The sequence below is a fragment of the Nocardia sp. NPDC003979 genome (assembly GCF_053605015.1).
Genome location: NZ_JBSGIJ010000005.1, coordinates 216,523 through 239,625, shown reverse-complemented (window position 1 = coordinate 239,625; position 23,103 = coordinate 216,523). Strand labels below are relative to the sequence as shown.

Sequence of the window (23,103 nt, the reverse complement as noted above, 5' to 3'; positions counted from 1 at the left end):
CGCACCCCCTGTCGCCGACCGACGCCACCGCGCCGACGGCGTACCCGCACATCCCTCTACACCGTAGGAGTCGAAATGACGCTCGCACGAAACCTTGTCGGCAAAGCCATCCTCACCGCCGGAATCGGGCTCGCCCTGGCCGCGCCCACCGCCACCGCGGACCCCCTCGTCGACATCGTGCACACGATCGCTCAGGCAACCAACACCGGCTCCGCGCTGCCGCCCTGCACCCCCGGCACCGTGACCCACATCGGGTGCCAGCCGGGCTAGAGCTTCGTACCTCTCCCGAAGTAGATCCCAAAAGCGGTGCTGGATCACACGATCCAGCACCGCCCCACCCTCACCAACCGATCACCACAGGAGCCACAATGTTCAAATCCCTCGCCACAGCCGCCATGATCGCCCTCAGCGCCACCTTCGGCATCACCATCATCGAAAGCACCGCCGTCGTCGCCACCGCGCAAGCGCAGACCGGCGGTCTGGAATTCCGCTTCGACACCGAGCACGAATGCCGGGCGTTCGAAAGCTACCAGATCGGTCAGGGCTGGCACCTCGTCCGAGGATGCCACCACTCTCCCGGATACAACGGGTGGGCGCCCGGCTGGTACACCATCCTGACCTCCTGATTTCCACACCCTTACCCCAGCTCTAGCTGTCGGCTTGGTCGGATCAGGACAACTCCGATCCGACCAAGCCGCCGGGCTACCAGCCCACTCTCCGTGTCACCTTCAAACCGCATACCGGACTCACGGCCGAGTCAGAGGCGTTCGCCGAAAGCGGCGCAGCGAACCTTCGCCGCCGTCGGCAGGGGCGCGCACCGCACGAGGAGCTCCCGCAAATTCGGGCCGCCGTTGGGCGCCATCGACTACAGCCGGACCTGGTCGGAGCACAAGGTCGTTGCCAATTCGGTACGCGATGCGGAGTGAGTGCAGTACGCGCTTACGCGACTGCGGATACAGCTTGGAGCCGGGCAGCGATGTCGTCCGGAACTATGACGTCGTAGTCATCCGGTCCGTTGATGATGAACCGCACGCCCGCGTCGACCAAGAGTTTCCTCTTGCCCTGTTCGTCCGCCATCTCCCAGGCATCGCGATATTTCTGACCGGTGTCAGTGTATGCCCATCCAGATGGACGACTCGGCTTGGCCTTGAGCTCATTTCTACGAGCTACGAGACGGGCCTTGCGGGTTACGTAGGCTTCTTCGTCCTCCTCATCCCAGCCGAGCGACGTATCACGTTCATTCTCCAGCCGTGAAATAGCAGCACGGACTCGCTGTAACTCCTCGGCGTGATCCTCCCCTGGAATCCAGGATTTGGTGGCGACATTGATGTCACCGACTTCTTGCAGGAAGACTCGTTCAACAATCTCTTCGACCTCAGCCGCCTTCTTGCTGATGCCAGGGCACGGCCTTTCCAGCTTCTGATTGGTGCACCTGTAGTACCGATATCGTGGTGCCTCATCCTCATTCCGGAACGTCGCAACATGTGTTGCCGAGGCTTCGCATCGGCCGCAGAACGTTACCCCCAAGAGTGGCGATGCACCATACTTTCGATAAGGCGAACGTCGGCGCGCCATGATCGCCGCCTGCAGCGTAGCCCATTCCTCTCTGTCGAAAACCGGGTCGGCAATGATAAGCGGCGAACCGTCCGGGTTGAACATCGGTTTCCTGTTGTGAAGTTTCTGCCCCAACAATGCCGGGGAAGTCAGCAGATTCGAAACCGACGATGGCGACCAAACTTCACCGACACCGTTCTTGATAGGTTGCCCGATCGACAGTCGCCACCGGTCTTTCGCCGTGAGCTCTTTTCGAGCATTCAGTTTGGCCCAAACACCTTTGATCGTATCCTCGCCCTCAACCATCCAGCGTCGCATCTCATGAAGAACCGAACACATGTACTCATCGAGCTGAAGCACCTTCCGGGGATTGCCGTCCAAGATCACCTTCGTGGTGACATAGCCGTAGGTCGGAACCCCGCCGGGCCACGCTCGGGTGTAGCGCCTGGTCTCGTGGCTCTCGGCAATTCGCGCACGAATCCGCGCGAGCTCCTTGGCCGGACCGAGCGCTTTGGCGTGGGCGATCAACCTACCTTCTGGCGTGCGGAGGTCGAGCGAAGGGTCGTCGAGAACGACGAGGGTCTTTCCCCACTCGAGAACCTTGAATACGAACGCCAAGAAATGCACGTCATTTCGGGATAGCCGGTCCTGGGTTGTCACCCATAGCTCATCCCAGCGGTCGCGCCTTTCCTCATTCAGCCACTGGCCGAGGTCGGGGCGGTCGAACATGTCGACATCGCCGGAGACCGAGCGATCAACCGCGTGACCGACGACGGTCACTGGACGCAACCGAGACTCCTCTTCGCGGCGCATCTCCAGCTTGGCATGCTGCCGCTCGATCGAGTCGGTAGTCCTCTCCTTGCGATCGAGACTGATCCGCTCGGCGTAAAGCACATTAACCACGGTGAGGCAGTATTGCCGCAGGTCAGAGCATTTGTCAAACGGGCGTCATCGGTTCACCCATGCCCATGAACACGATGTTGGACAAACGGCCGGGCCCACCGTGCACCTCGCCGTCGCGCAGGGCGGCGGCCGCGGCGCGCACCTGGTCGACGATCTCGGCGGTCGACAGATTACGGGTGAGCCCCGCCTGCCCGGTCGCACAGAACGGGCACGCCATGCCGCAGCCCGCCTGGCTGGAGATGCACAGCGTATTGCGGTCGGGGTAGCGCATGAGCACGCTCTCGAGCAGCGTGCCGTCGTGGGCGCGCCAGAGCGTTTTGCGGGTGTCGCCCTCGTCGCAGGCCAGGTGACGCACCACGTCGAGCAGCGGCGGAAACAGCGTCTCGCCCACCTTCTCGCGCACGTCGGCGGGCAGATCGGTCATCTGCGCCGGATCGGACTGCAGGCGGCCGTAGTACTGGCGCGCCAGCTGATCGGCACGGAACTTCGGCAGGCCCAGCTCCTGCACCGCGGCCTTGCGCTCGTCCGCGTCGAGGTCGGCGAGGTGGCGCGGCGGCATACCGCGACGCGGGGCATCGAACACGAGGGGCAGGGAGGTGGCCATAATTCCTCCATTGTCCCAAACGCCGCGACCGGGCCGCCACGCCGGGCGCCGTTATCGAGAAGATGCGTGCAGCGGTGATAGCGGTCGGCCATGATCGAGGTATGTCCACGAACGCAGAATCAGGCACGCCACCGGCGCGCGAGCCTGAGCCCGAGCCCACCGCCGGCCGAGAACCCGAGCATGCGCCGACCAAGCACACACCCGTCAAGCGACCGAAGCCGGACGCGCTGGTGCGGTCGCGCACCGGCTACACGTGGATGGCGCTGCTCGCTGCCGCGATCTTCGGGATCATTCTGCTGATCTTCATCCTGCAGAACCTCGACAAGGTGCAGGTGACGCTGCTGTTCTGGAGCTTCTCGCTACCGCTGGGAATCATGGTGCTGCTGTCGGTGATCCTCGGCGCACTGGTGATGGGGCTGGTCGGCGGCATCCGCATCCTGCAGTTGCGCCATGCCGCCCGGCAACCCTGAGAACCTCAGATCAACGCGCTGAGCACCAGCCACGACACGAACGCCGAGGGCAGCATCGAATCGAGCCGGTCCATGATCCCGCCGTGCCCTGGCAGCAACGTGCCCATGTCCTTGATGCCGAGTTCGCGCTTGATCTGCGATTCGATCAGGTCGCCGAGGGTCGCCACGACCACCAGGCCGACGCCGAGCACCACACCGATCATCGAGTTGGCCTCGAGCAGCAGGGTGACGGTGAGCAGACCACCGATCACGCTGAACACCAGCGAACCGCAGAACCCTTCCCACGACTTCTTCGGGCTGATCGCGGGCACCATCGGATGCCTGCCGAACAGCACGCCTGCGACGTAACCGCCGACATCGGAGCAGACGACGAGGATCATGAACGTGAGCACCCGCAGGTTGCCGTCGGGTTCGAGCAGCAGCAGCGTCGAGAAGGCCGCGAGCAGCGGGATCCAGGACAGCGTGAAGATCGCGATCGCGGTGTCGCGCAGGAAGTTCCGTGGCGCGGTACTCAGGCCGTGATCGAACAGGCGCCAGACCATGCAGGTCAGCGCGGTCGCGGCGAACGCACCGAGCACCCCGCTCGCACCCCACGGCCAGCCGAGCCAGAACACCGCCTGTCCGCCGACGAGCAACGGGATGCGCGGTACCAGGACGTCGGCTTCGCGCAGCCGCTTGGTGACCTCCCACATGGCCACGCCGACACCGACACCGGCGACGCCGATGAACACCTTCGGGACGAACAACAGGATCGCGATCAGCGACAACCCGAGGCCCAAGCCGACCGCCAGCGCCGCGGGCAGGTTGCGACCCGCCCGCGATGCCGGAGCCTTCGGCTGTTCCTGCGGCACGGCCGCGCCGGGTTCGTCCCCTGCCACGGCCGCACCGGTCGGCTCGACCGTGTCCGGCGGCGATTCCGGTTCCGGTGCCGCACCTGTGGCGGCGGCGTCTTCGGCCACGATTGTCCCGTCGCTCAACTCGTCGTTCCGTTCATCCCCCGCACGAGCGGGACTGGCGAGATCTGCGCTCAGACCTCGAGCAGTTCGGCTTCCTTGTGCTTGACCAGCTCGTCGATCTGGCCCACGTACTTGGCGGTGGTCTTGTCGAGCTCCTTCTCGGCGCGCCCGACCTCGTCCTCGCCCGCTTCACCATCTTTCTGGATCCGGCCGAGTTCTTCCATCGCCTTGCGACGGACGTTGCGGATCGAGACCTTGGCGTCCTCACCCTTGCCCTTGGCCATCTTGACCATCTCGCGGCGCCGCTCCTCGGTGAGCTGCGGGACCGTGATGCGCAGGATGTCACCGTTGTTGGTGGGGTTCACGCCGAGATCGGAGTTGCGGATGGCGTTCTCGATCGGGCCGAGCTGGCTCTGCTCGTAGGGCTTGATCACCACCATGCGCGGCTCGGGCACGGTGATGCTGGACATCTGGGTGATCGGCGTCGGCGTGCCGTAGTAGTCGACCAGGACCCGGGTGAACATGCCCGGGTTGGCGCGCCCGGTGCGGATGCTGCCCAGATCGTCCTTCGCTACCGAGACGGCCTTCTCCATTTTCTCCTCGGCATCGAAGAGCGCTTCATCAATCACGACCGGTTCCTCCACAGCGTCGTCATCGTCATCGTCCGCGAGTGCGGGGTCAGGACCGAACCAAGGTGCCGATGGGTTCACCGGCGACCGCACGAGCAATATTGCCCTTGATCAACAGATTGAACACCAGCATCGGCATCTGGTTGTCCATGCAAAGGCTGAAAGCGGTGGCATCGGCCACCTTCAGACCCTTCTCGATCACTTCCTTGTGGGTGATCTCGGTGAACATGCTTGCGTTGTCGTCGACCCGTGGGTCGGCGTCGAACACACCGTCGACGGCCTTGGCCATCAGCACCACGTCGGCGCCGATCTCGAGCGCACGCTGGGCCGCGGTCGTGTCGGTGGAGAAGTAGGGCATGCCCATGCCCGCACCGAAGATCACCACGCGCCCCTTCTCCAGGTGCCGCTTGGCGCGCAGCGGGAGGTACGGCTCGGCGACCTGGCCCATCGTGATGGCGGTCTGCACGCGCGTATCCACCCCCTGCTGCTGCAGGAAGTCTTGTAGCGCAAGGCTGTTCATCACGGTGCCGAGCATGCCCATGTAGTCCGAGCGGGCGCGTTCCATGCCGCGCTCCTCGAGCTCGGCGCCGCGGAAGAAGTTGCCGCCACCGATCACCACGGCCACCTGCACGCCGGTCTCGACGATCTCGGCGATCTGTTCGGCCACGGTCTGCACGACATCGGGATCGAGCCCGACACCACCGCCACCGAACATCTCCCCACCCAGCTTCAGCAGCACCCGGCGATATCCAGGGCGGTCGTTACCCGGGTCGGTCATGGGTGTTCGTCTCCTTCGGCGAGGTGAGATCGGTTCGAACTGCGGGCGCGCGGAGCAGGCCGCACAGCAAGGCAGAGCGGCATCCATCCTGCCTTATCCGGTTACCGCCACCACACAAGACCCCCTCGCGCGCGGCCCGCGCCGGGTCGGTCCGCGCGTCGGCGGCACACGGCAAAACGCCCCCGATGCTCAGCGCATCGGGGGCGTCGGATGGCCTGATCAGGCCTGGCCGACCTCGAAGCGCGCGAAACGCTTCACGGTCACGCCGGCGTCCTCCAGAAGGGCCTTGACGGTCTTCTTGGAGTCGGTGACGGCGGCCTGCTCGAGCAGGACGACATCCTTGAAGAAGCCGTTGACGCGGCCTTCGACGATCTTCGGCAGTGCGGCGTCGGGCTTGCCCTCTTCGCGCGCGGTCTGCTCGGCGATGCGGCGCTCGTTCTCGACGGTCTCCGCGGGCACCTCGTCGCGGGTCAGGTACTTCGCCTTGAGCGCGGCGACCTGCATGCCCGCGGCGCGAGCGGCCTCGGCGGCGGCGTCGCCTTCACCCTCGTACTCGACCAGCACGCCGACGGCGGGCGGCAGGTCCGAAGCACGCTTGTGCAGGTAGGTGGCGACCGGGCCGTCGAAGGACACGACGCGACGCAGTTCCAGCTTCTCGCCGATCTTGGCGGCCAGCGCCTGCACGGCCTCGTCGACGGTGCTGTTGTCCAGCTTCAGCGCCTTGAGGGCGTCCAGATCGGCCGGCTTGGCAGCGGCGGCCGCGGTGACGATCGCGTCGGCCAGCTCCTGGAACTCGGCGTTCTTGGCGACGAAGTCCGTCTCGGAGTTGATCTCGATCATGACGCCGTCCTTGGCGATGACCAGACCCTCGGCGGTGGCGCGCTCGGCACGCTTGCCGACATCCTTGGCGCCCTTGATGCGCAGGACCTCGACGGCCTTGTCGAAGTCGCCGTCGGACTCGGCCAGCGCGTTCTTGCAGTCCATCATGCCGGAGCCGGTGAGCTCCCGGAGCCGCTTCACATCAGCAGCGGTGTAGTTCGCCATCGGGGGCGAGCCTCCTCGTGTGTGGGGTGCTTGGGTGTTAACACCACCTTGCCGACCGCTTCTGAACTCAGAAGGGCCGGCAAGGTGAACGTAGAGCTACCGATCAGCTCAGAAGTCGGCCGGGGTGTGCTGGGCCGGGTCGGCCTTCACCTCGGCAGCGGCTTCGGCCGGGGTCTCGGCGGCCGGGGCCTCGGCGGCGGGGGCTTCAGCGGCCGGGGTCGCCTGAGCCAGCAGCTCCTGCTCCCACTCGGCGAGGGGCTCGCCTGCGCCGGCTTCGGGCTTCGAATCGCCGGAAGCGCGGCCCGCGCGGGCCTGCACGCCCTCGGCCACCGCGGAGGCGACGACCTTGGTGAGCAGAGCGGCGGAACGGATCGCGTCGTCGTTACCCGGGATCGGGTAGTCGACCAGGTCGGGATCGCAGTTGGTGTCCAGGATCGCGATGACCGGGATGTTCAGCTTGCGAGCCTCGCCGACGGCGATGTGCTCCTTGTTGGTGTCGACGACCCAGATGGCCGAGGGCACCTTGGCCATGTCGCGGATACCACCGAGGGTGCGATCCAGCTTGGTCATCTCACGCGTGAGCATGAGGATTTCCTTCTTGGTGCGACCCTCGAAGCCACCGGTCTGCTCCATGGCCTCGAGCTCCTTCAGGCGCTGCAGGCGCTTGTGGACGGTCGAGAAGTTGGTGAGCATGCCACCCAGCCAGCGCTGGTTGACGTAGGGCATACCGACGCGAGTCGCCTCGGCCGCGATCGACTCCTGTGCCTGCTTCTTGGTGCCGACGAAGAGAACGGTGCCACCGTGGGCGACGGTCTCCTTGACGAACTCGTAGGCCTTGTCGATGTAGGTCAGCGTCTGCTGCAGGTCGATGATGTAGATGCCGTTGCGGTCGGTGAAGATGAACCGCTTCATCTTCGGGTTCCACCGACGAGTCTGGTGCCCGAAGTGCGCGCCGCTGTCGAGCAGCTGCTTCATAGTTACGACAGCCATAGCTCCCGTACCCTCTTTCGTTGCCGGTTGACGCAGCCGATCGGCGATCGACTGCCCTGGCGCCACCGAAACCACCGGACCCGATCGATGTGATCGGGACCAGCCGGCGATTTCACTGTTCATCCGCTGGAGAACTCGCGCTGACATGCCCTCGCGGACCGTCTGCGTTGCGAGCGACGACCGGATGGACGAGCACGGGTGGCGCGCGAAGTCGGTCCGTGCCGAGCACACGTGTTGCTGCTGAGCACAAACCGCTCGTTCAGTCTACGCGGCGACGGGCCAGGGCCGAAATCGGCCCTGCTCGCCGACCGGGGATTTTCGTGGTGAAGTGCGCGATATCCACATGTGCCGGAGTTGTCCACAATCGGGAAATCGTTGTCCCGCTCAGGGATCGCGGGGTCGACAGTTGTGCCATGAACACATTGACGCGTGTCCTGATCACCACCTTTCCTCTCCTCTGCGCGGTGGGTGTAGCGGCGCCGGCGGCCGGTCATCCAGCACCGGTGTGTGCTGTCCTCGCGCAACCACCGGGTGACGGGGAGGTCGTTTCCCCACGGTCCCGAGCGGCGGCACCGGGCTCGGTGCCTGCCGCACCGCCTCCGCCTGATGAGAGAGCGGCGCCTGGGCCCGTCGTTGTGATCGTGGTGCCGGGCCCGATCGCGTCACGGCCTACCGGGGTCGACGCTGCCGGCAGCCCGTGTGCCACGGCGGGCGCCGAGGGAGGTGTTGGTGCCGGGATTCCGGCGGGGTGTGACGGTGTCGAAGGTCCGGTCGACGGCGGCGAGCGGGTGCCGGTGCGGCGACCCGGTGCCTGTGGCAAGGCACCGATGCTGCGGCCCGGGGAGATGCCGAAGGGGTCGCTGGTTCCGGCGCCGGTTCCGGTGCGGGTGACCGTGCACGATCTCGGATCGGCGGCGCCTGCCCAGCAGCGGGCGCGGCCGGAGAAGGATCGGGGTTCCGCGCCGGAGCTCGAGATCCGGGTGCGCGGCGGGAGCGGTTCGGCGGCCGACCTGCCTGCCGCGTTGCGCGAACTCGTGCGCGTGCTGGTGCCTCAGCGCGCGCCCGCACCACGACTCCATCGCTGAGGCGCTCGACGATGGCGAGCCGGGTTCGTCCGTATGCCTGGATTTCGGGTGCCGTCCTCGTGCTGACGATGGTCGCGGGTGGGGCGGCGCCGGTCGGGGCGGTGGAAACCGGACCGTTCGGTTGGCCGCTGCGCCCACGTCCGGCGGTGGAACGGCGGTTCGACAAACCGGAGCGCAATTGGTTGCCGGGTCATCGCGGGGTCGACCTGGCAGGCGCCGAAGGTCAATCGGTTCTGGCAGCGGGCGAAGGGATCGTCGTCTTCGCGGGCACGGTCGCCGGGAAACCTGTGGTGTCGATCGACCACGAGGGTGGTCTGCGCACCACATACGAACCCGTGCAGGCGCAGGTAAAAGTAGGAGTCCGGATAAGTCGCGGCACCCCGATCGGCACCCTGGTTGCCGGGCACGAGGGCTGCCCGGTACCGGCCTGCCTGCACTGGGGTGTCCGCCGCGAATCCAGCATCCACAGCCGCCGCGAATACATCGACCCCTTGGGTCTGCTGCACGAAGTCCCGGTACGCCTCGAGCCGCTGAACCGGGCACTGTGACCTCGACGACCCGGCACGGAGCCGCAGGGAATACCGGCCACAATCGATACTGTGCCCGCAGAATCAACGCCCTTCACCTATCCCGACGTCGGCGCGACCCGCGCGACCACGCTGCCTGCCGGTTACCACCGGTTCAGGCTCCGGCGACCGATAGGACGGGGTCGCGAGCTGTTCGATCGGGCCGGGACTCACATCCTCGCCTTCGGGATGCAGAAGGGAGTCGGCATTTTCCAGCGCGCCGATTCCGAAACAGCAAGGGAGGGGACCGAATTGACGGTCCGTCTCGGCGCCGGGCCGCTCGGCATCAATGCGCCGTGCCGGGTGGTGTACGTGCTCGACGAACCGAACCGCCGCGGGTTCGCCTACGGCACGTTGCCCGGGCATCCCGAACGGGGCGAGGAGTTGTTCGCGGTCGAATACGACCCGGCCGACGACACGGTGTACGGGCTGGTCACCGCGTTTTCGACACCCGCCGCGTGGTACACCCGCCTGGGCGGGCCGGTCGCGCGCCTGCTGCAACACTGGTTCGCCCGCCGCTACCTCCGCACATTGCCGAGCAATACCGAAAACTGACCCACGCGGGCCGGTCGTCAGAGGAAGGCGCTAAGCACGTCGGCTTCCGCGGTCATCTGGTCGCGCTGGTCCACCGCACCGAGGCGGTCGTATTCCCCTGCGGTGATGCGTCTTTCGTTGATCTCGTGGCGGACGATCTCGACGATGTCGTCCTCGGTGAGTTCCCGGCGGCGGGCTTCGGCGGCGCCGAGGCCGACGGCACTGTCTTCCAGCGCACCGGCTTTCGCGTCGCCGACGTCGACCGCCTCGGCGTTGTCGATCGCGGCCAGGGCTGATCGCAGCGCCGAGACCGCGCTGCGATCCCTGGCTTTCATCGCGGGCTTCAGTGCGGTGCGCAGGCGATCCCGCAACGCGGTGAGGGGCTGGTCCGGTGATCCTGCGGTCATGAGAGTCGACTCTAATTGCCTGTTCGGTACCCGTCGATCGAGTTCCTGTGGCCGACTGGGCGGTTGTTCGATCGGCGTCATGATGCGTATCGGCCACCGACCAGGACCTCGGCTACGGCGATGAGGACGACGAGCGTGACCACGAGGGTGGTGATCGACACCAGCCGGTGTCCGCCCGCCGAGCGGCCCCCGCCGAGCGACCGACCGCGATACCAGCCCAGACCGGCGAGCAGCACGGCCGCGGTGGCGGCGGCGCAGGGAAAAACGATCCACATGCCGTCCTCGGTGGTCGCCTCGTGCGCGAAGAGCAGCGCACAGACAGCCGCGCCCAGGGCGGTGCGCCGCCACGCGAGCGCGGTGCGTTCCATGGCGAGGGTCGGCGCGGTCACGACAGTACGACCGCCACACAGACGAGTACGGCGATCACCGCGACGCCGACCGACAGCACCGGCACCAGCACCGTGCCCGGCAACGGCCCACCGGCCAGCATCGCGCGATTCACCCGACGCCAGTGCCGATACGCGCCCACCGCGACGGCCAGTGACATCACCAGGCAGGCCAGCGTGATCACACCGGCGAACCCCGCCAATCGCGGTGGCTGAACAAGGGTGTGCACCGCGACGCCGCCGGCGAGCAGGCCGAGTGCGGTCCTGATCCACGCCAGAAATGTCCGCTCGTTGGCGAGCGTGAACCGATAGTCGACCTCACCCTCCCCGTCCTCGGATTCGGCCCCGACCTCGGGCAATGTCATCCCATCACCTCCGCCACCCATCATGCGCCCCCGACAGCCCATCCCCGGTGAAGCGACCAGTGTGCCTGACCGGTTTCACGTCCTCGAGTCGGTGCTGTGCGCCATCGATGGTGTCGTGCTCACCGACGCGCTTCCCATCGGTGCCCGGCAACGACGCTGGATCGCCGAGGAGCTCATCGTCCGCACAATGTGCAACGCTCGCGGCCAACGGCCGATCAGGCTGAGAGTCGGCAACCGACAGGTCGAGTATTCGGGTCGAATGTGCTTGTTCACCGCGGTTGGGTGTCGACGTGGCATCGCGGGATGCGGCGCCGGCGTAGCGATCATGCGCGGGGATGGGCTTGGTCGTGGACTCGTTTGAGGCGTTCGACGGAGACGTGGGTGTAGAGCTGGGTGGTCGCCATGCTGGCGTGGCCGAGGAGTTCCTGAACCACGCGCAGGTCGGCGCCGCCTTCGAGGAGGTGGGTGGCGGCGGTGTGGCGCAGGCCGTGGGGGCCCATGTCGGGGGCGCCGGGGATGGCGGCGACAACGTCGTGGACGACGGTCCGCGCCTGGCGTTGGTCGAGGCGGCGGCCACGCTGGCCGAGGAACAGTGCGCGACCGGAACGCTCGTTGGCCAGGGCGGGGCGGCCGGCACGCAGCCAGGCGACAAGGGCCGCCTCGGCCGGAGCACCGAAGGGCACCGAGCGCTCCTTGTTGCCTTTGCCGAGTACCCGGACGAGTTGGCGTTCACGGTCGATGTCGTCGAGGTCGAGGCCGCACAGTTCGCTCACCCGGATGCCCGTGGCATACAACAGCTCCACGATCAACCGGTCACGCAGGGCCATCGGGTCCTGCTGTGCCGCACCGGATTCCGCCGCGTCCATTGCCTGTGCGGCCTGCTCACGACCGAGCACCGCAGGCAGCACACGGTGCGCCTTGGGGGCCTGCAACCGCAGCCCCGGATCGATGTCCAGCCGCCCCGTCTCGGTGAGCCACGCGGTGAAAGTCCGTGCCGCCGAGGCTCTTCGCGACAGCGTGGTCCGCGCTGCCCCACCGGCTGCCAGCTCGGCCAGCCACGACCGCAACACTCCCAGATCGAGTTCCCGCAAAGCCGCATCCGCCGACCGCGCGTACAGATGCTCGAGCAGAGACCGCACATCCCCCACGTAAGCCCGCACCGTATGCGCCGACCGATTCCGACCCAGCCGCAGATGCCGCCCGAACTCCCCGAGCAAAGCAGTCAAATCCTCGGGCAACACGTCCATCCCCCAACCGTCACCCCTCCCCCTCCTTCACGCAACCCACCACGCCGCACACCCTCACACACCACCTACACCTCTGAGTCGACGAGTGGCAGCGGCGGTGACCCGAGCGATCACACCGCCGACAAGCACCGCCTCCTCGGACACGTCGCTCTCGCGCTTCCACATTCCGCCCGCGCCCACACGTCGACCAGGCACCGCCGCTATCCCGATAGGGGGATATCGGCGCCTAGGACGCTGCGGTCACCTGGCCGACGAGGCGGCAGCACCGCCCTCGCCCTCGAGGCCCTGCACTGGTACCAGCGCCCATCCATCCAGGCATGGACTGGCGCCCTCCCGCTCAACAGCCGCACCGCCCCGGGCCGCCAGATACCCGAATGGCGAGACCACCAACGCCCAGCTGTCCGCTACCGGACGTACACCCCTATTCCTCGCAAATCAGGGTCGCTCGGCTGGTCCGCGGGTAGTGATGTCCGACATGGACGGAGCTCGACGAGCCGGTTATCCCGGGCGCCGGGTGCGGAACCACCCCTCGGAATCGCAGCCGACCAGGTCGGCCAGTTCCAGGCTGGGGAGGACGGCGCGGACGGTGGCCAGGTCGAGGCCGCACTGGCCGGCCAGGTCGCGGGGTTGGCGGGAGCCGATGGTGGGGAGGGCGGCGTAGACCTCGGCTTCGGCGCCGCGTAGGTGGTGGGCCGGGTCGGTGGGCACGCCTTCGCCGACGGGGAGGCGCAGGGGGCCCGCTTCCTCGACGACGTCTTCGGCGCGGGTGACCAGCAACGCCTCGCCTTCGCGGATCATGCGGTGACATCCCACCGACGACGCCGACCCGACCGGGCCGGGAACCGCCATGGCCGGGCGACCGAGGCGGCGCGCCCATTTCACGGTGTTCCTTGCGCCGCTGCGCAATCCGGCTTCCACTACGAGTACGCCATCTCCCAGGGTGGCGATGAGCCGGTTGCGGGCCAGGAACTGATGCTTCTGGGCGGCGACGCCGGGTGGGTATTCGCTGACGACCAGACCGCTGTCGGCGATGGCGGCGAGCAACCGGTCGTGCTGGGCGGGGTAGGGGCGGTCGACGCCGCAGGCCAGGACAGCGACGGTGGGCCCGCCGACGGCGAGTGCGGCCCGGTGGGCGACCGCGTCGATACCGAAGGCCGCACCGGACACGATGGTCCAGCCGCGTCCGGCCAGATCACAGGCGATCTCGCCGGCCACCTGCATCCCGTACCCGCTGCTGCATCGTGAACCGACCACTGCCACAGCGCGTTCCGATGCGGTACGCAGCGACAGCGGTCCGCGCGCCCACAGCACGAGAGGCACGGCGGCTTCCCGATCGCGGTCGGTGTCGAGCTGGTCGAGACCGAGCATTCGCCAGCCTGGCCACTCGTCGTCATCAGGCGTGATGACCCGGCCACCGATTCGCTGTATGGCCTCGAGATCTCTGGCAGCCGAGTCTATTTCACGCCGCGCGGCGGTGGGACCGCGCAATGCGGCAGGCAACTCGTGCTCGCGCACCGCCCGCGCCGCCTCGCAGACCCCGACCGAGGCGATCAGCGCCGACAAAGGCGCACACGGACCCTGCACCACCCGAGACAGGTACACCCACGCCAGCCGACGTTCATCGACATCGAGGTCGACGGTGCCCACCGCGCTCGGCCCCGTCACTGCCCGCCCCGCTGACGGAAGTTCAACGACGACAGCACATCCTGCACGCTGGGCAGCTCCCCACCGCGCAGATCGCAAACCGTCCAGGCCACGCGCACCGCCCGGTCGGCACCGCGCGCCGACATCCGCCCCAACCGCAGCGCGGTCTCGATCGGCGCGATCGCGTCGGCGGGCAATCGGAACCGTTGACGCAGAATGTGACCCGGCACTTCGGCATTGGTCGCCCAACCGTCCGCGCTCCACCGCTCCGCGGCACGTGCCCGAGCTTCGGCAACCCGTGCCGCGACGACAGCACTGGTCTCGGAATGCTGGTCACCGAAAGCGGCCCCCGCCTGACCACGCATCTGCACCCAGATGTCGATGCGATCGAGCAGTGGACCCGACAGTTTGCCGAGATAGCGGCGGCGAGCGAGAGGCGCGCAGATGCAGTCGACATCACGGGCGGGCGCACACGGACACGGATTCGCCGCAAGCACGAGCTGGAACCGCGCCGGATAGCGAGCCACACCGTCACGCCGGGCGATCCGCACCTCGCCCTCTTCCAGCGGAGTACGCAGTGCCTCCAGCACTTTGGTGCCGATCTCGGCGCATTCGTCGAGGAACAGCACTCCCCGATGCGCCCGGCTGACCGCACCGGGCCGGGCCATACCGGAACCACCGCCGATCATGGCGGTCACCGATGTCGAGTGATGGGGCGCTACGAACGGCGCGAGCGTCATCAACGGTTGTTCGGCCGTCAACGATCCCGCCATCGAATGAATTGCCGTCACCTCGAGCGACTCGGCCTCCGACAGCGGCGGCAGCAACCCCGGAAGACGTTGCGCCAACATGGTTTTACCGATCCCCGGTGGTCCCGTGAGCAGAAGATGGTGACCACCCGCCGCAGCCACCTCCAGCGCCCAGCGCGCCTCGTCCTGGCCGACGACATCGCTGAGGTCCCCACACGGCACCTGGACGCCCGGCACCACACCGTCGGGTTCCAGCAGGGTCCCTTCACCCCGCAACCAGGCGACCACAGCGCGCAGACTCGTCGCACCGAGCACCTCGACGCCCTCGACCAGTCCGGCTTCGGCCACCGCCTCGGCGGGCACCACGACGGTCGGGCAGCCCGCATTGCGTGCCGCGATCACGGCGGGCAACACACCGCGAACCCGGCGTACCCGCCCGTCGAGGGCGAGCTCGCCCAGCAGCACGGTTTTCACGAGCTTGTCGCCCGGCACCGCACCGGAGGCGTCCAGCACCGCCACGGCGAGCGCCAGATCGTAGACCGAGCCGACCTTCGGCAGCGTCGCCGGAGACAGCGCCAGAATCACCCGTCCGTCTGGCCACTTCTCCCCCGTATTCGCCACCGCGGAGCGCACTCTGTTGCGTGACTCCTGCAGGGCCGTATCGGGCAGCCCGACAAGATTCACCGACGGCAGGCCCTGGCCGATATCGGCCTCGATCTCCACCAGCTGCCCGTCGACACCGGTCACGGCCACCGACAGCGCCCGTCCGAGGGCCATCAGAACGCCCCTGTCAGGTGCTCGATCACCGGCTTGTGGCCGCGCGGGACGAGCACCGAGACCACGTCGAACCGGATGCGCCGCCACGGCCCGTCCTGTTCGGCCAGCCACAGCAACGCCAATCGCCTGATCCGCTGCTGTTTACCGAAGGTGACCGACTCGGCCGGGCTGCCGAAGCCGAGGCCGGACCGTGTCTTCACTTCCACGAACGCCGTCACCGATGGGTCCTGGACGATCAGGTCCAGCTCCCCGTACCGGCATCGCCAGTTGCGGGCGACGATCTGCATCCCGGCCTCGCACAGATACTGCGCGGCCAGCTTCTCCCCGTATGCGCCGAGCGCCTGTTTGTCAGTCACGCATGCAAGCGTGGTCCCGGCGCGGATCTACGCCGGGACCACGACCTGCGGAAACACAAAACCTGTGGATAACTCGCCCCTGGGGACAACTCCCCCTTATTCGGGCAAACGGAGGTCGGGCTTCTCCAGCTCCTCGATATTGACGTCCTTGAACGTGATCACCCGAACGTGCTTGACGAAGCGGGCGGGACGGTACATGTCCCACACCCAGGCATCGCTCATCCGCACTTCGAAGTAGACCTCGCCGTCGGCGTTCTGTGGCCGCAGCTCGACGGAATTGGCCAGGTAGAAGCGCCGTTCTGTCTCCACCACGTACGAGAACTGGCCGACGATGTCCTTGTACTCGCGGTACAACGACAGTTCCATCTCGGTTTCGTACTTCTCGAGGTCCTCAGCACTCATCGGGTGGGACATCCTCCTGCTAGCAGCGCCGCGTTCATTGATCACATCATCGCGCATGAGCCGCGCGGGTAGCCACCCGGCTACCGTCCGGCACCTCGAGTTCGCGCACATTCCGCCAAGATCGGCGGTGTTCGGTGCTCGGACCGAGCGCGCGCAGAGCCGCGGTGTGCTCGGGGGTGTTGTAGCCCTTGTGCGCGGCGAAACCGTAGCCGGGCAGCTCGGCGTCGAGCTCGACCATCATGCGGTCCCTGGTGACCTTGGCCAGGATGCTGGCCGCCGCGATGCACGCCGCGGACGCGTCGCCTCCGATCACGGGCAGCGAGGGCGCGGGCAGGCCGGGGACCTTGAATCCGTCGGTCAGGATGTAGCCGGGGGTGCGGCCGAGGTGGGCGACCGCGCGACGCATCCCCTCGATATTGGCGACGTGGATGCCGATGGCGTCGATCTCCCAGGCGGGGACCACCACCACACTCCAGGCCAGCGCGAGACGCTTGACCACCGGGAACAGTTCCTCACGGGCCGCCTCGGTGAGTTTCTTGGAGTCGTCGAGCCCGGCCAGCTTGTCGTAGGCCTTGGGCGCCAGCAGGCACGCGGCCACCACCAGCGGTCCCGCGCAGGGCCCGCGCCCGGCCTCGTCGACACCGGCCACCGGGCCGAGGCCACCGCGGATGAGCGCCGCCTCCAGCGTGCGTAGGCCACCCGCCCGGCGCATCACCACCCGCGGCGGCCAGCTGGTCCGATCCTGCCCCACAGTTCGATTGTCCCCGTGTCTAGTTGTCCTGCGGATTCTGCGAGCTCACCGGGCCCATCCGGCCGGGCGGCCAGATCTTGAACACGGTCTTGCCCCGCACGTTGTCGACCGGGACGGTGCCCTGCAGATCGTCGCTCACATGAGCGCGGGAATCGGCCGACTCGTTGCGATTGTCACCCATCACCCACAGATGCCCCTCGGGCACCTTCACCGGCCCGAACATCCGCCCGGCCGGGTACACGGCGTTCGGACGGTCGGTGAACCAGGGGTAGTCCTTCTTGATGTAGGGCTCATCGAGCGGTTTCCCGTCGACCATCACCCGGCCCTGCGGGTCACAGCACTGCACGGTCTGCCCGCCGACGGCGATCACGCGCTTGACGAGATCGTTCTCGTCGGGCGGAACCAGGCCGAAGTAGGACAGGAAGTTCTGCACACCGCGGATGGCCGCGTTGTCGGAGCGGATGGACTTGTAGTGCCCGTTCCACGATTCGGGGCCGACGAACACCACCACATCGCCCGGGCCCGGCTCGGAACCGTAGTAGCTGATCTTCTGCACGTAGATGCGGTCGCCGATCTGGAGTGTGTCCTCCATCGACTGCGACGGGATCACGTAGGGCCGCCCGACGAAAGTGACCATCAGGGCGGCGATCACCGCCGCGATCACGACCAGTATCGGCAGTTCCTGCCAGAACGGCCGTTGCTTCTTGTCGTCGGCCTTTTTCCTGCGCCGCTTGCCCTCGTCGCCCGAATCGGACACCGACACCGACCCACTTTCGTCTGCCACGCCGAACAGAGTAGCCCGGCGCCCCGACGTGAGTCGGGTGCCGGGCTACTGTCAAAGATTCTGTGCCGGAAAGAGCTACCGGAAGATCAGCGCTTTTCCTTGATCTTGGCGGCCTTGCCGCGCAGGTCGCGCAGGTAGTACAGCTTGGCGCGACGCACGTCACCACGGGTCACGACATCGATGTGGTCGATGTTGGGGCTGTGCACGGGGAAGGTGCGCTCGACACCAACACCGAAGGACACCTTGCGGACCGTGAAGGTCTCGCCGATGCCGCCGCCCTGACGCCGGATCACGACGCCCTTGAAGACCTGGATGCGCTCCTTCGAGCCTTCGATGACCTTCACGTGCACGTTCAGGGTGTCACCGGGACGGAAGTCGGGGACATCGCTACGCAGCGACTTCTCGTCGACGAAATCAAGGGTGTTCATTTTCCACCTTTTCGGATTCTTCGCGCGAACAGAGGAACCTGGCGGCTCGCGCTCGACCGGTTCGTGCTCAGTACAGGGGTGCTCCCGGACATGACTCGCCCAAGGCAACCGGTTCATTGTGCCAGACAGGGTGGTCACGACTGAAATCGGGCGGCGCCGGTCACTCCTCGGCGGGCTTGCCGGAACCGGCTTCGGCCCGTCGGCGAGGCAGCAGGTGCGGGTGCGGCGGCGGCGCGGGCGGGGCCGCGACGACCTTGCGCCGCAACTCGACCTCGGCGGCGGTGCGCGCGTGTTCGACGTCGGGCTTCCCGGCGATCAGATCCTGGATGAAGATCTTGGCCCGGATCGCCGGACGACGATAGCGCCGCTCCCGGGCGATCGCGCGTGACATCGTCTTGGGTCGGTGCCCGTAGCGCCACCGCGCCCACGGCGCTCCCGGGCGGCTCAGCCGGATCGCGCCCACCAGCAGCAGCGGCGTGAAGAACATGCCGAACAACCCGGTCCAGATCTTGCCCTTGGCGATCACCACGGCCGCCAGGACGAGATTGATCGCCACGGTGACGACGATGCCGACGCGCACCCCCACACCGGCCGACTCCCGGAAATCGTCGTAGTCGAGGAAGGTCGCCGGCTGCACCCCGAGCAGCAGCAACCCCGTCACGGCCAGCGCGACGAACACCGCGTCCACCGAGGTGCGGCCCTGCTCCTCCCAGTACACATCGCGCAGGTAGAAGATCAGCGCGAACTCGTCGAGCACCAGCGCCGCGCCGATGCCGAAGAAGGCGGCGAGCACACTCGAGGTGACCTGGGTGGAGTCCTCGGCGGTGGCGATCAAGCCGATGCCCGACAGCAGCACCGTGATGACGCCGAACACCATGTGGTGGATGTGGGTGTCACCGGCTTTGAGGTTGCCCGGCCACCACTTCACCTGCGCGCGGATCAAGCGCACGCTGACCCGGATCACCACGAAACCGAGGATGAACCCCAGCAGGAAACAGAGCAGGGGCAGGCGGCCGTGCGCGATCACATCGTCTTCGAGCCACCGTCGCATGCCGCCCGCCCTGTCGTCGACCTACTTGCCGAAACCGGCCCGGCGCAGCGCCTCGGCCATCGAACCGGTCGGTTCGGCAGCCGGCTTGCGCTGATTGCCGCCGCGCGGTTGCGCCTGACCCCGGCCCTGCGCGCGGCCGCCGCCCTGGCCGCGACCACCCTGGGGGCGACCTTGGCCACGCGGCGCACCGCCTCCACGATTGTCCCCCGTGGCGGGCTTGCCCGGTTCGTCATCGAGCCGAAGGGTGAGCCCGATGCGCTGACGGGCGACATCGACCTCGAGGACCTTCACCTTCACCACGTCACCGGACTTGACCACTTCGCGCGGGTCCTTGACGAAGGTGTGCGACAGCGCCGAGACGTGCACGAGGCCGTCCTGGTGCACACCGACATCGACGAACGCACCGAACGCGGCCACGTTGGTGACCACACCCTCGAGCACCATGCCCGGCTTCAGATCGGCGACTTTCTCGATGCCGGCAGCGAATTCGGCGGTCTTGAACTCCGGGCGCGGGTCGCGGCCGGGCTTCTCGAGCTCGGCGATGATGTCGCTGACGGTGGGCACACCGAACTTCTCGTCGGTGAACTCGACCGGCTGCAGCGAGCGCAGCACCGAGGTGTTGCCGATGACCTCGGCGATCGGCTTACCGGTTCGCTCGAGGATCCGGCGGACCACCGGGTAGGCCTCGGGGTGCACCGCGGAGGTGTCGAGCGGATCCTCACCCCCGCGGATCCGCAGGAAGCCCGCGCACTGCTCGAAAGCCTTCGGCCCCAGCCGCGGCACCTCGAGCAGCGCGGTGCGGCTGCGGAACGGGCCGTTCTGATCACGGTGGGCCACAATGCTTTCCGCGACCGAGGAGGACACACCGGAGACGCGGGCCAGCAGCGGCACCGAGGCGGTGTTCACGTCGACACCGACCGCGTTCACCGCGTCTTCGACGACGGCGCCCAGCGAACGCGCCAGCAGTGTTTCGGACACGTCGTGCTGGTACTGACCGACACCGATCGACTTGGGATCGATCTTCACCAGCTCGGCCAGCGGGTCCTGCAGGCGGCGCGCGATCGACACCGCACCGCGCAGCGACACGTCCATGTCGGGCAGTTCCGCGGAGGCATAGGCCGAGGCGGAGTACACCGACGCGCCCGCTTCCGAGACCACGATCTTGGTCGGCTTGTTCTCGGGGATGCGCGAGATCAATTCCGTCGCAAGGGCATCGGTTTCACGGGAGGCGGTGCCGTTACCGATGGCGATGAGCTCGACGTTGAACCGGGCGACCAGCGCGGCGAGCACGGCAAGGGACTTCTCGGTCTGCCCCTGCGGCTTGTGCGGGTAGATGACCTCGGTCGCGACGGCCTTACCGGTGGCGTCGACGACCGCGACCTTCACGCCGGTGCGGTAGCCGGGGTCAAGGCCCATGGTGGTGCGGGTACCCGCGGGCGCGGCGAGCAGCAGGTCGCGCAGGTTGGCGGCGAAGACGTCGACGGCGTCCTTCTCGGCGGCCTGACGCAACCGCATCCTGGTGTCGATACCGAGGCTCACCTGCAGTTTGGTCCGCCAGGCCCAGCGCACGGTGTCGAGCAGCCAGGAGTCGGCCGGGCGGCCCTGATCGGCGATGCCGAAGGCCTTGGCGATGCGGCCCTCGTAGACGGTGCGCGTCCCGGGTTCGGGTTCTTCGGTGTCGGGTTCGAGGTGCAGGGTGAGCACCTCTTCCTTCTCCCCGCGCAGCAGCGCCAGGATCCGGTGCGAGGGCAGCTTGTGGAACGGTTCGCTGAACTCGAAATAGTCGGCGAACTTGGCGCCCGCCTCTTCCTTGCCCGCACGAACCGTCGAGGTGACCTGGCCCCGGTTCCACATCATTTCGCGCAGTTCACCGACCAGGTCGGCGTCTTCGGCGAAGCGTTCCACCAGGATCGCGCGGGCGCCGTCGAGCTGCTCGGCGGTGTAGTTCGCGGGGTCGGTGGTCGGGTCGGAGATGAGCGCATCGGCCACGGGTTCGTGCCCGGCCTCGCGCGCGATCTGGGCCTTGGTGCGGCGCTTGGGTTTGTAGGGCAGGTAGATGTCTTCGAGGCGGGCCTTCGTCTCGGCGAGCATGATCTGCTCGTGCAGGGCCGGATCGAGTTTGCCCTGGCCGCGGATGGATTCGATGATGGCGCCGCGTCGCTCGTCGAGCTCGCGCAGGTAGCCGAGCCGTTCTTCGAGCTGACGCAACTGGGCATCGTCGAGGCCGCCGGTGACCTCCTTGCGGTAGCGCGCGATGAACGGGACCGTCGAACCACCGTCGAGCAGTTCGACGGCGGCGCGGACCTGCGTCTCACGCACCCCCAATTCGTCGGCGATCCGCCTGCCCACGCTGGCCAGGATGGTCGTGCTGTCGGTCGGAGTGCCGTTCGACGTCGAACGGGCGATCTCGGGCGCTGTCGTCACAGCCGCAGAGACTACAGCTCCCCGCCGACACCCGGCTCGATCCCAGGTCAGCGCACCGTCGTGAGCTCGGGATCGGTGATCGGGCGATCCAGCAGAGTGTCGGGCCGCTCGAGCAGGAACTTGTCGAACATGGCCGCCACACAGCCGTGCACGAGGGTGGCCATCCGATCGGAGTCGATCGTGCCGATATAGCGAGCGGCGGCCGGTTTCGCGGCGGCGGGAACGAGCGAGGGCATGTCGGTGAAGTCGTAGTGCGCCGAATCCGTCACAGCCAGATGACGTTTCCACCCGGTGCCGGTGCGCCAGAACGCATCCAACGACGGGTTCGCGTCACCGACCTCCTCGATCTGGCTGCTGGTGAGCACCAGCGTCGGCCGGTCCGTGCCCTCGGTGACCGCGCGGCCGAACGCCGCGTCGACACCGAGCTGTCCGTCCAGGTCGACGGCCGCGTCGATGCGCCGGTCGGTGTGCATGGCCTCCACGGCGGTGTAGCCGCCGGAGGAATGGCCGACGGCCCCTACCCGGTCCAAGTCGAGAACCGTGCCCAGATCGCCGGGCAGCGGGTCCTGCTCGGCGTCCGGGTTCTCCCCCGCCGCGAGCCGGGTGAGCACGTCGAGAACGAAGCGGAAGTCGAACAACCGTGCGGCGATGTACTTTTCGCGGATGACGGTGTCGAATCCGTTGGGCGCCTCGGCGGGACGGACGAGTCGCCCCCCGGGGAACTCGACTGCCGGACCGGTTTCATAGGTGTGATCGACGGTGACCACCACGTAACCGCGCGACGCCAGGTCCTCGGCCAGCCCGGTTCCGAGGATCCTGGACACGCCTGCGCCCGGTGAGTACAGCACCACCGGATACCGGCTGCCCGCACGAGCGGGAGCGTCGCGCCGGGAATGGGTGAGGATGCCGGGTAGCTCGACGCCGAGTCGCTGCTCGAGGTCCACGATCAGCTCGGTCGACAGGTAGTGCGCCGGTGGGTGCGCCTCGGTGGCGGTGGCCGGGTAGAACACCGACACCATCAGTTCCCTGTCCCGGTCGGGTACGAACGGGTCGGGTCTGGTCGCATCGACCAGGTGCAGGGTGGTGGTGCCGACCGGCAGCGCACCACCGGGAGCGGGCAGCATGCTCACGCCGGGCGCGGCGGCGCTGGTCGCACCGTTGGACGCGACCAGCGCGCACATCACCGCCATAACCATCGAAACGCAACGGATCACTCTGT

The 23,103-nt window shown here is 67.4% G+C and carries 26 protein-coding genes and 1 pseudogene; 6 read left to right on the top strand and 21 right to left on the bottom strand.

Annotated elements, in window-relative coordinates; translation table 11 throughout:
* Nucleotides 1-75 precede the first annotated feature (75 nt).
* On the top strand, nucleotides 76-270 hold the full coding sequence (locus ACWEVR_RS13560; RefSeq protein WP_452467173.1) for a hypothetical protein: 195 nt from the start codon (nucleotides 76-78) through the stop codon (nucleotides 268-270).
* 98 nt (nucleotides 271-368) lie between these two features.
* A complete protein-coding gene (locus ACWEVR_RS13555) occupies nucleotides 369-626 on the top strand; it encodes a hypothetical protein (protein ID WP_452467172.1) in 258 nt (85 codons plus the stop codon).
* Nucleotides 627-939: 313 nt separating this feature from the next.
* Here ACWEVR_RS13555 and ACWEVR_RS13550 read toward each other — a convergent pair whose 3' ends face one another.
* On the bottom strand, nucleotides 940-2,448 hold the full coding sequence (locus ACWEVR_RS13550) for a recombinase family protein (protein WP_452467171.1): 1,509 nt from the start codon (nucleotides 2,446-2,448) through the stop codon (nucleotides 940-942).
* A gap of 55 nt (nucleotides 2,449-2,503) precedes the next feature.
* A pseudogene (locus tag ACWEVR_RS13545) lies at nucleotides 2,504-3,061 on the bottom strand (23S rRNA (adenine(2503)-C(2))-methyltransferase RlmN); the annotation flags it as partial.
* 101 nt (nucleotides 3,062-3,162) lie between these two features.
* On the opposite strand from ACWEVR_RS13545, the gene ACWEVR_RS13540 reads away from it, so the two are divergent.
* Nucleotides 3,163-3,531: a LapA family protein gene (locus ACWEVR_RS13540; RefSeq protein WP_452467170.1), complete on the top strand. Its 369-nt coding sequence runs from the start codon at nucleotides 3,163-3,165 to the stop codon at nucleotides 3,529-3,531.
* Nucleotides 3,532-3,536: 5 nt separating this feature from the next.
* On the opposite strand, the gene ACWEVR_RS13535 is transcribed toward ACWEVR_RS13540, so the two are convergent.
* The 5 genes from ACWEVR_RS13535 to rpsB form a co-directional block, all read right to left on the bottom strand.
* Nucleotides 3,537-4,409 carry a phosphatidate cytidylyltransferase gene (locus ACWEVR_RS13535; protein WP_067636749.1) on the bottom strand — a complete coding sequence of 291 codons (873 nt, stop codon included), beginning with the start codon at nucleotides 4,407-4,409 and terminating at the stop codon, nucleotides 3,537-3,539.
* 149 nt (nucleotides 4,410-4,558) lie between these two features.
* Nucleotides 4,559-5,116: a ribosome recycling factor gene (frr, locus tag ACWEVR_RS13530; protein WP_452467169.1), complete on the bottom strand. Its 558-nt coding sequence runs from the start codon at nucleotides 5,114-5,116 to the stop codon at nucleotides 4,559-4,561.
* A 49-nt stretch (nucleotides 5,117-5,165) separates the two neighbouring features.
* A complete protein-coding gene (gene pyrH, locus ACWEVR_RS13525; RefSeq protein ID WP_067636525.1) occupies nucleotides 5,166-5,894 on the bottom strand; it encodes a UMP kinase in 729 nt (242 codons plus the stop codon).
* A 219-nt stretch (nucleotides 5,895-6,113) separates the two neighbouring features.
* On the bottom strand, nucleotides 6,114-6,938 hold the full coding sequence (gene tsf, locus ACWEVR_RS13520) for a translation elongation factor Ts (protein WP_067496261.1): 825 nt from the start codon (nucleotides 6,936-6,938) through the stop codon (nucleotides 6,114-6,116).
* Between the two features lie 108 nt (nucleotides 6,939-7,046).
* On the bottom strand, nucleotides 7,047-7,928 hold the full coding sequence (rpsB, locus tag ACWEVR_RS13515) for a 30S ribosomal protein S2 (protein ID WP_067496258.1): 882 nt from the start codon (nucleotides 7,926-7,928) through the stop codon (nucleotides 7,047-7,049).
* An 827-nt stretch (nucleotides 7,929-8,755) separates the two neighbouring features.
* Here rpsB and ACWEVR_RS13510 point away from each other — a divergent pair.
* From ACWEVR_RS13510 to ACWEVR_RS13500, 3 genes are read left to right on the top strand one after another with little or no spacing between them, the layout of a single operon-like run.
* Nucleotides 8,756-9,013, top strand: a complete 258-nt coding sequence (locus tag ACWEVR_RS13510; protein WP_452467168.1) for a hypothetical protein — start codon at nucleotides 8,756-8,758, stop codon at nucleotides 9,011-9,013.
* A gap of 11 nt (nucleotides 9,014-9,024) precedes the next feature.
* Nucleotides 9,025-9,561: a M23 family metallopeptidase gene (locus tag ACWEVR_RS13505; protein WP_452467167.1), complete on the top strand. Its 537-nt coding sequence runs from the start codon at nucleotides 9,025-9,027 to the stop codon at nucleotides 9,559-9,561.
* 51 nt (nucleotides 9,562-9,612) lie between these two features.
* Nucleotides 9,613-10,134, top strand: coding sequence for a DUF1990 family protein (locus tag ACWEVR_RS13500; RefSeq protein ID WP_452467166.1), 522 nt, complete (start codon nucleotides 9,613-9,615; stop codon nucleotides 10,132-10,134).
* 17 nt (nucleotides 10,135-10,151) lie between these two features.
* Here the strand turns inward: ACWEVR_RS13500 and ACWEVR_RS13495 are convergent, their stop codons facing one another.
* The 14 genes from ACWEVR_RS13495 to ACWEVR_RS13430 all read right to left on the bottom strand — a co-directional run bounded on the left by ACWEVR_RS13495 (nucleotide 10,152) and on the right by ACWEVR_RS13430 (nucleotide 23,080).
* Nucleotides 10,152-10,520, bottom strand: coding sequence for a hypothetical protein (locus tag ACWEVR_RS13495; RefSeq protein WP_452467165.1), 369 nt, complete (start codon nucleotides 10,518-10,520; stop codon nucleotides 10,152-10,154).
* Nucleotides 10,521-10,597: 77 nt separating this feature from the next.
* On the bottom strand, nucleotides 10,598-10,909 hold the full coding sequence (locus tag ACWEVR_RS13490; RefSeq protein WP_452467164.1) for a DUF202 domain-containing protein: 312 nt from the start codon (nucleotides 10,907-10,909) through the stop codon (nucleotides 10,598-10,600).
* Nucleotides 10,906-11,271, bottom strand: coding sequence for a YidH family protein (locus ACWEVR_RS13485; protein WP_067636537.1), 366 nt, complete (start codon nucleotides 11,269-11,271; stop codon nucleotides 10,906-10,908). The genes ACWEVR_RS13490 and ACWEVR_RS13485 overlap by 4 nt, the downstream gene beginning before the upstream one ends.
* 323 nt (nucleotides 11,272-11,594) lie before the next feature.
* Nucleotides 11,595-12,518 carry a tyrosine recombinase XerC gene (locus tag ACWEVR_RS13480; RefSeq protein ID WP_452467163.1) on the bottom strand — a complete coding sequence of 308 codons (924 nt, stop codon included), beginning with the start codon at nucleotides 12,516-12,518 and terminating at the stop codon, nucleotides 11,595-11,597.
* Between the two features lie 498 nt (nucleotides 12,519-13,016).
* Nucleotides 13,017-14,183 (bottom strand): DNA-processing protein DprA, encoded by a 1,167-nt coding sequence (dprA, locus tag ACWEVR_RS13475; protein ID WP_452467162.1) that lies wholly within the window; start codon nucleotides 14,181-14,183, stop codon nucleotides 13,017-13,019.
* Nucleotides 14,180-15,688 carry a YifB family Mg chelatase-like AAA ATPase gene (locus tag ACWEVR_RS13470; protein WP_452467161.1) on the bottom strand — a complete coding sequence of 503 codons (1,509 nt, stop codon included), beginning with the start codon at nucleotides 15,686-15,688 and terminating at the stop codon, nucleotides 14,180-14,182. The genes dprA and ACWEVR_RS13470 overlap by 4 nt, the downstream gene beginning before the upstream one ends.
* Nucleotides 15,688-16,044, bottom strand: a complete 357-nt coding sequence (locus ACWEVR_RS13465; RefSeq protein WP_452467160.1) for a YraN family protein — start codon at nucleotides 16,042-16,044, stop codon at nucleotides 15,688-15,690. The genes ACWEVR_RS13470 and ACWEVR_RS13465 overlap by 1 nt, the downstream gene beginning before the upstream one ends.
* A gap of 96 nt (nucleotides 16,045-16,140) precedes the next feature.
* A complete protein-coding gene (locus ACWEVR_RS13460; protein ID WP_011210678.1) occupies nucleotides 16,141-16,446 on the bottom strand; it encodes a DUF2469 domain-containing protein in 306 nt (101 codons plus the stop codon).
* A 46-nt stretch (nucleotides 16,447-16,492) separates the two neighbouring features.
* A complete protein-coding gene (locus ACWEVR_RS13455) occupies nucleotides 16,493-17,197 on the bottom strand; it encodes a ribonuclease HII (protein ID WP_452467159.1) in 705 nt (234 codons plus the stop codon).
* 19 nt (nucleotides 17,198-17,216) lie between these two features.
* A complete protein-coding gene (lepB, locus tag ACWEVR_RS13450; RefSeq protein ID WP_370465683.1) occupies nucleotides 17,217-17,981 on the bottom strand; it encodes a signal peptidase I in 765 nt (254 codons plus the stop codon).
* A gap of 86 nt (nucleotides 17,982-18,067) precedes the next feature.
* Nucleotides 18,068-18,409, bottom strand: coding sequence for a 50S ribosomal protein L19 (gene rplS / locus ACWEVR_RS13445; protein ID WP_019048201.1), 342 nt, complete (start codon nucleotides 18,407-18,409; stop codon nucleotides 18,068-18,070).
* Nucleotides 18,410-18,569: 160 nt separating this feature from the next.
* Nucleotides 18,570-19,460 (bottom strand): hypothetical protein, encoded by an 891-nt coding sequence (locus tag ACWEVR_RS13440; protein ID WP_452467158.1) that lies wholly within the window; start codon nucleotides 19,458-19,460, stop codon nucleotides 18,570-18,572.
* A 21-nt stretch (nucleotides 19,461-19,481) separates the two neighbouring features.
* Nucleotides 19,482-21,866 carry a Tex family protein gene (locus ACWEVR_RS13435; protein ID WP_452467379.1) on the bottom strand — a complete coding sequence of 795 codons (2,385 nt, stop codon included), beginning with the start codon at nucleotides 21,864-21,866 and terminating at the stop codon, nucleotides 19,482-19,484.
* A 65-nt stretch (nucleotides 21,867-21,931) separates the two neighbouring features.
* A complete protein-coding gene (locus tag ACWEVR_RS13430; protein ID WP_452467157.1) occupies nucleotides 21,932-23,080 on the bottom strand; it encodes an alpha/beta hydrolase family protein in 1,149 nt (382 codons plus the stop codon).
* Nucleotides 23,081-23,103: the final 23 nt, after the last annotated feature.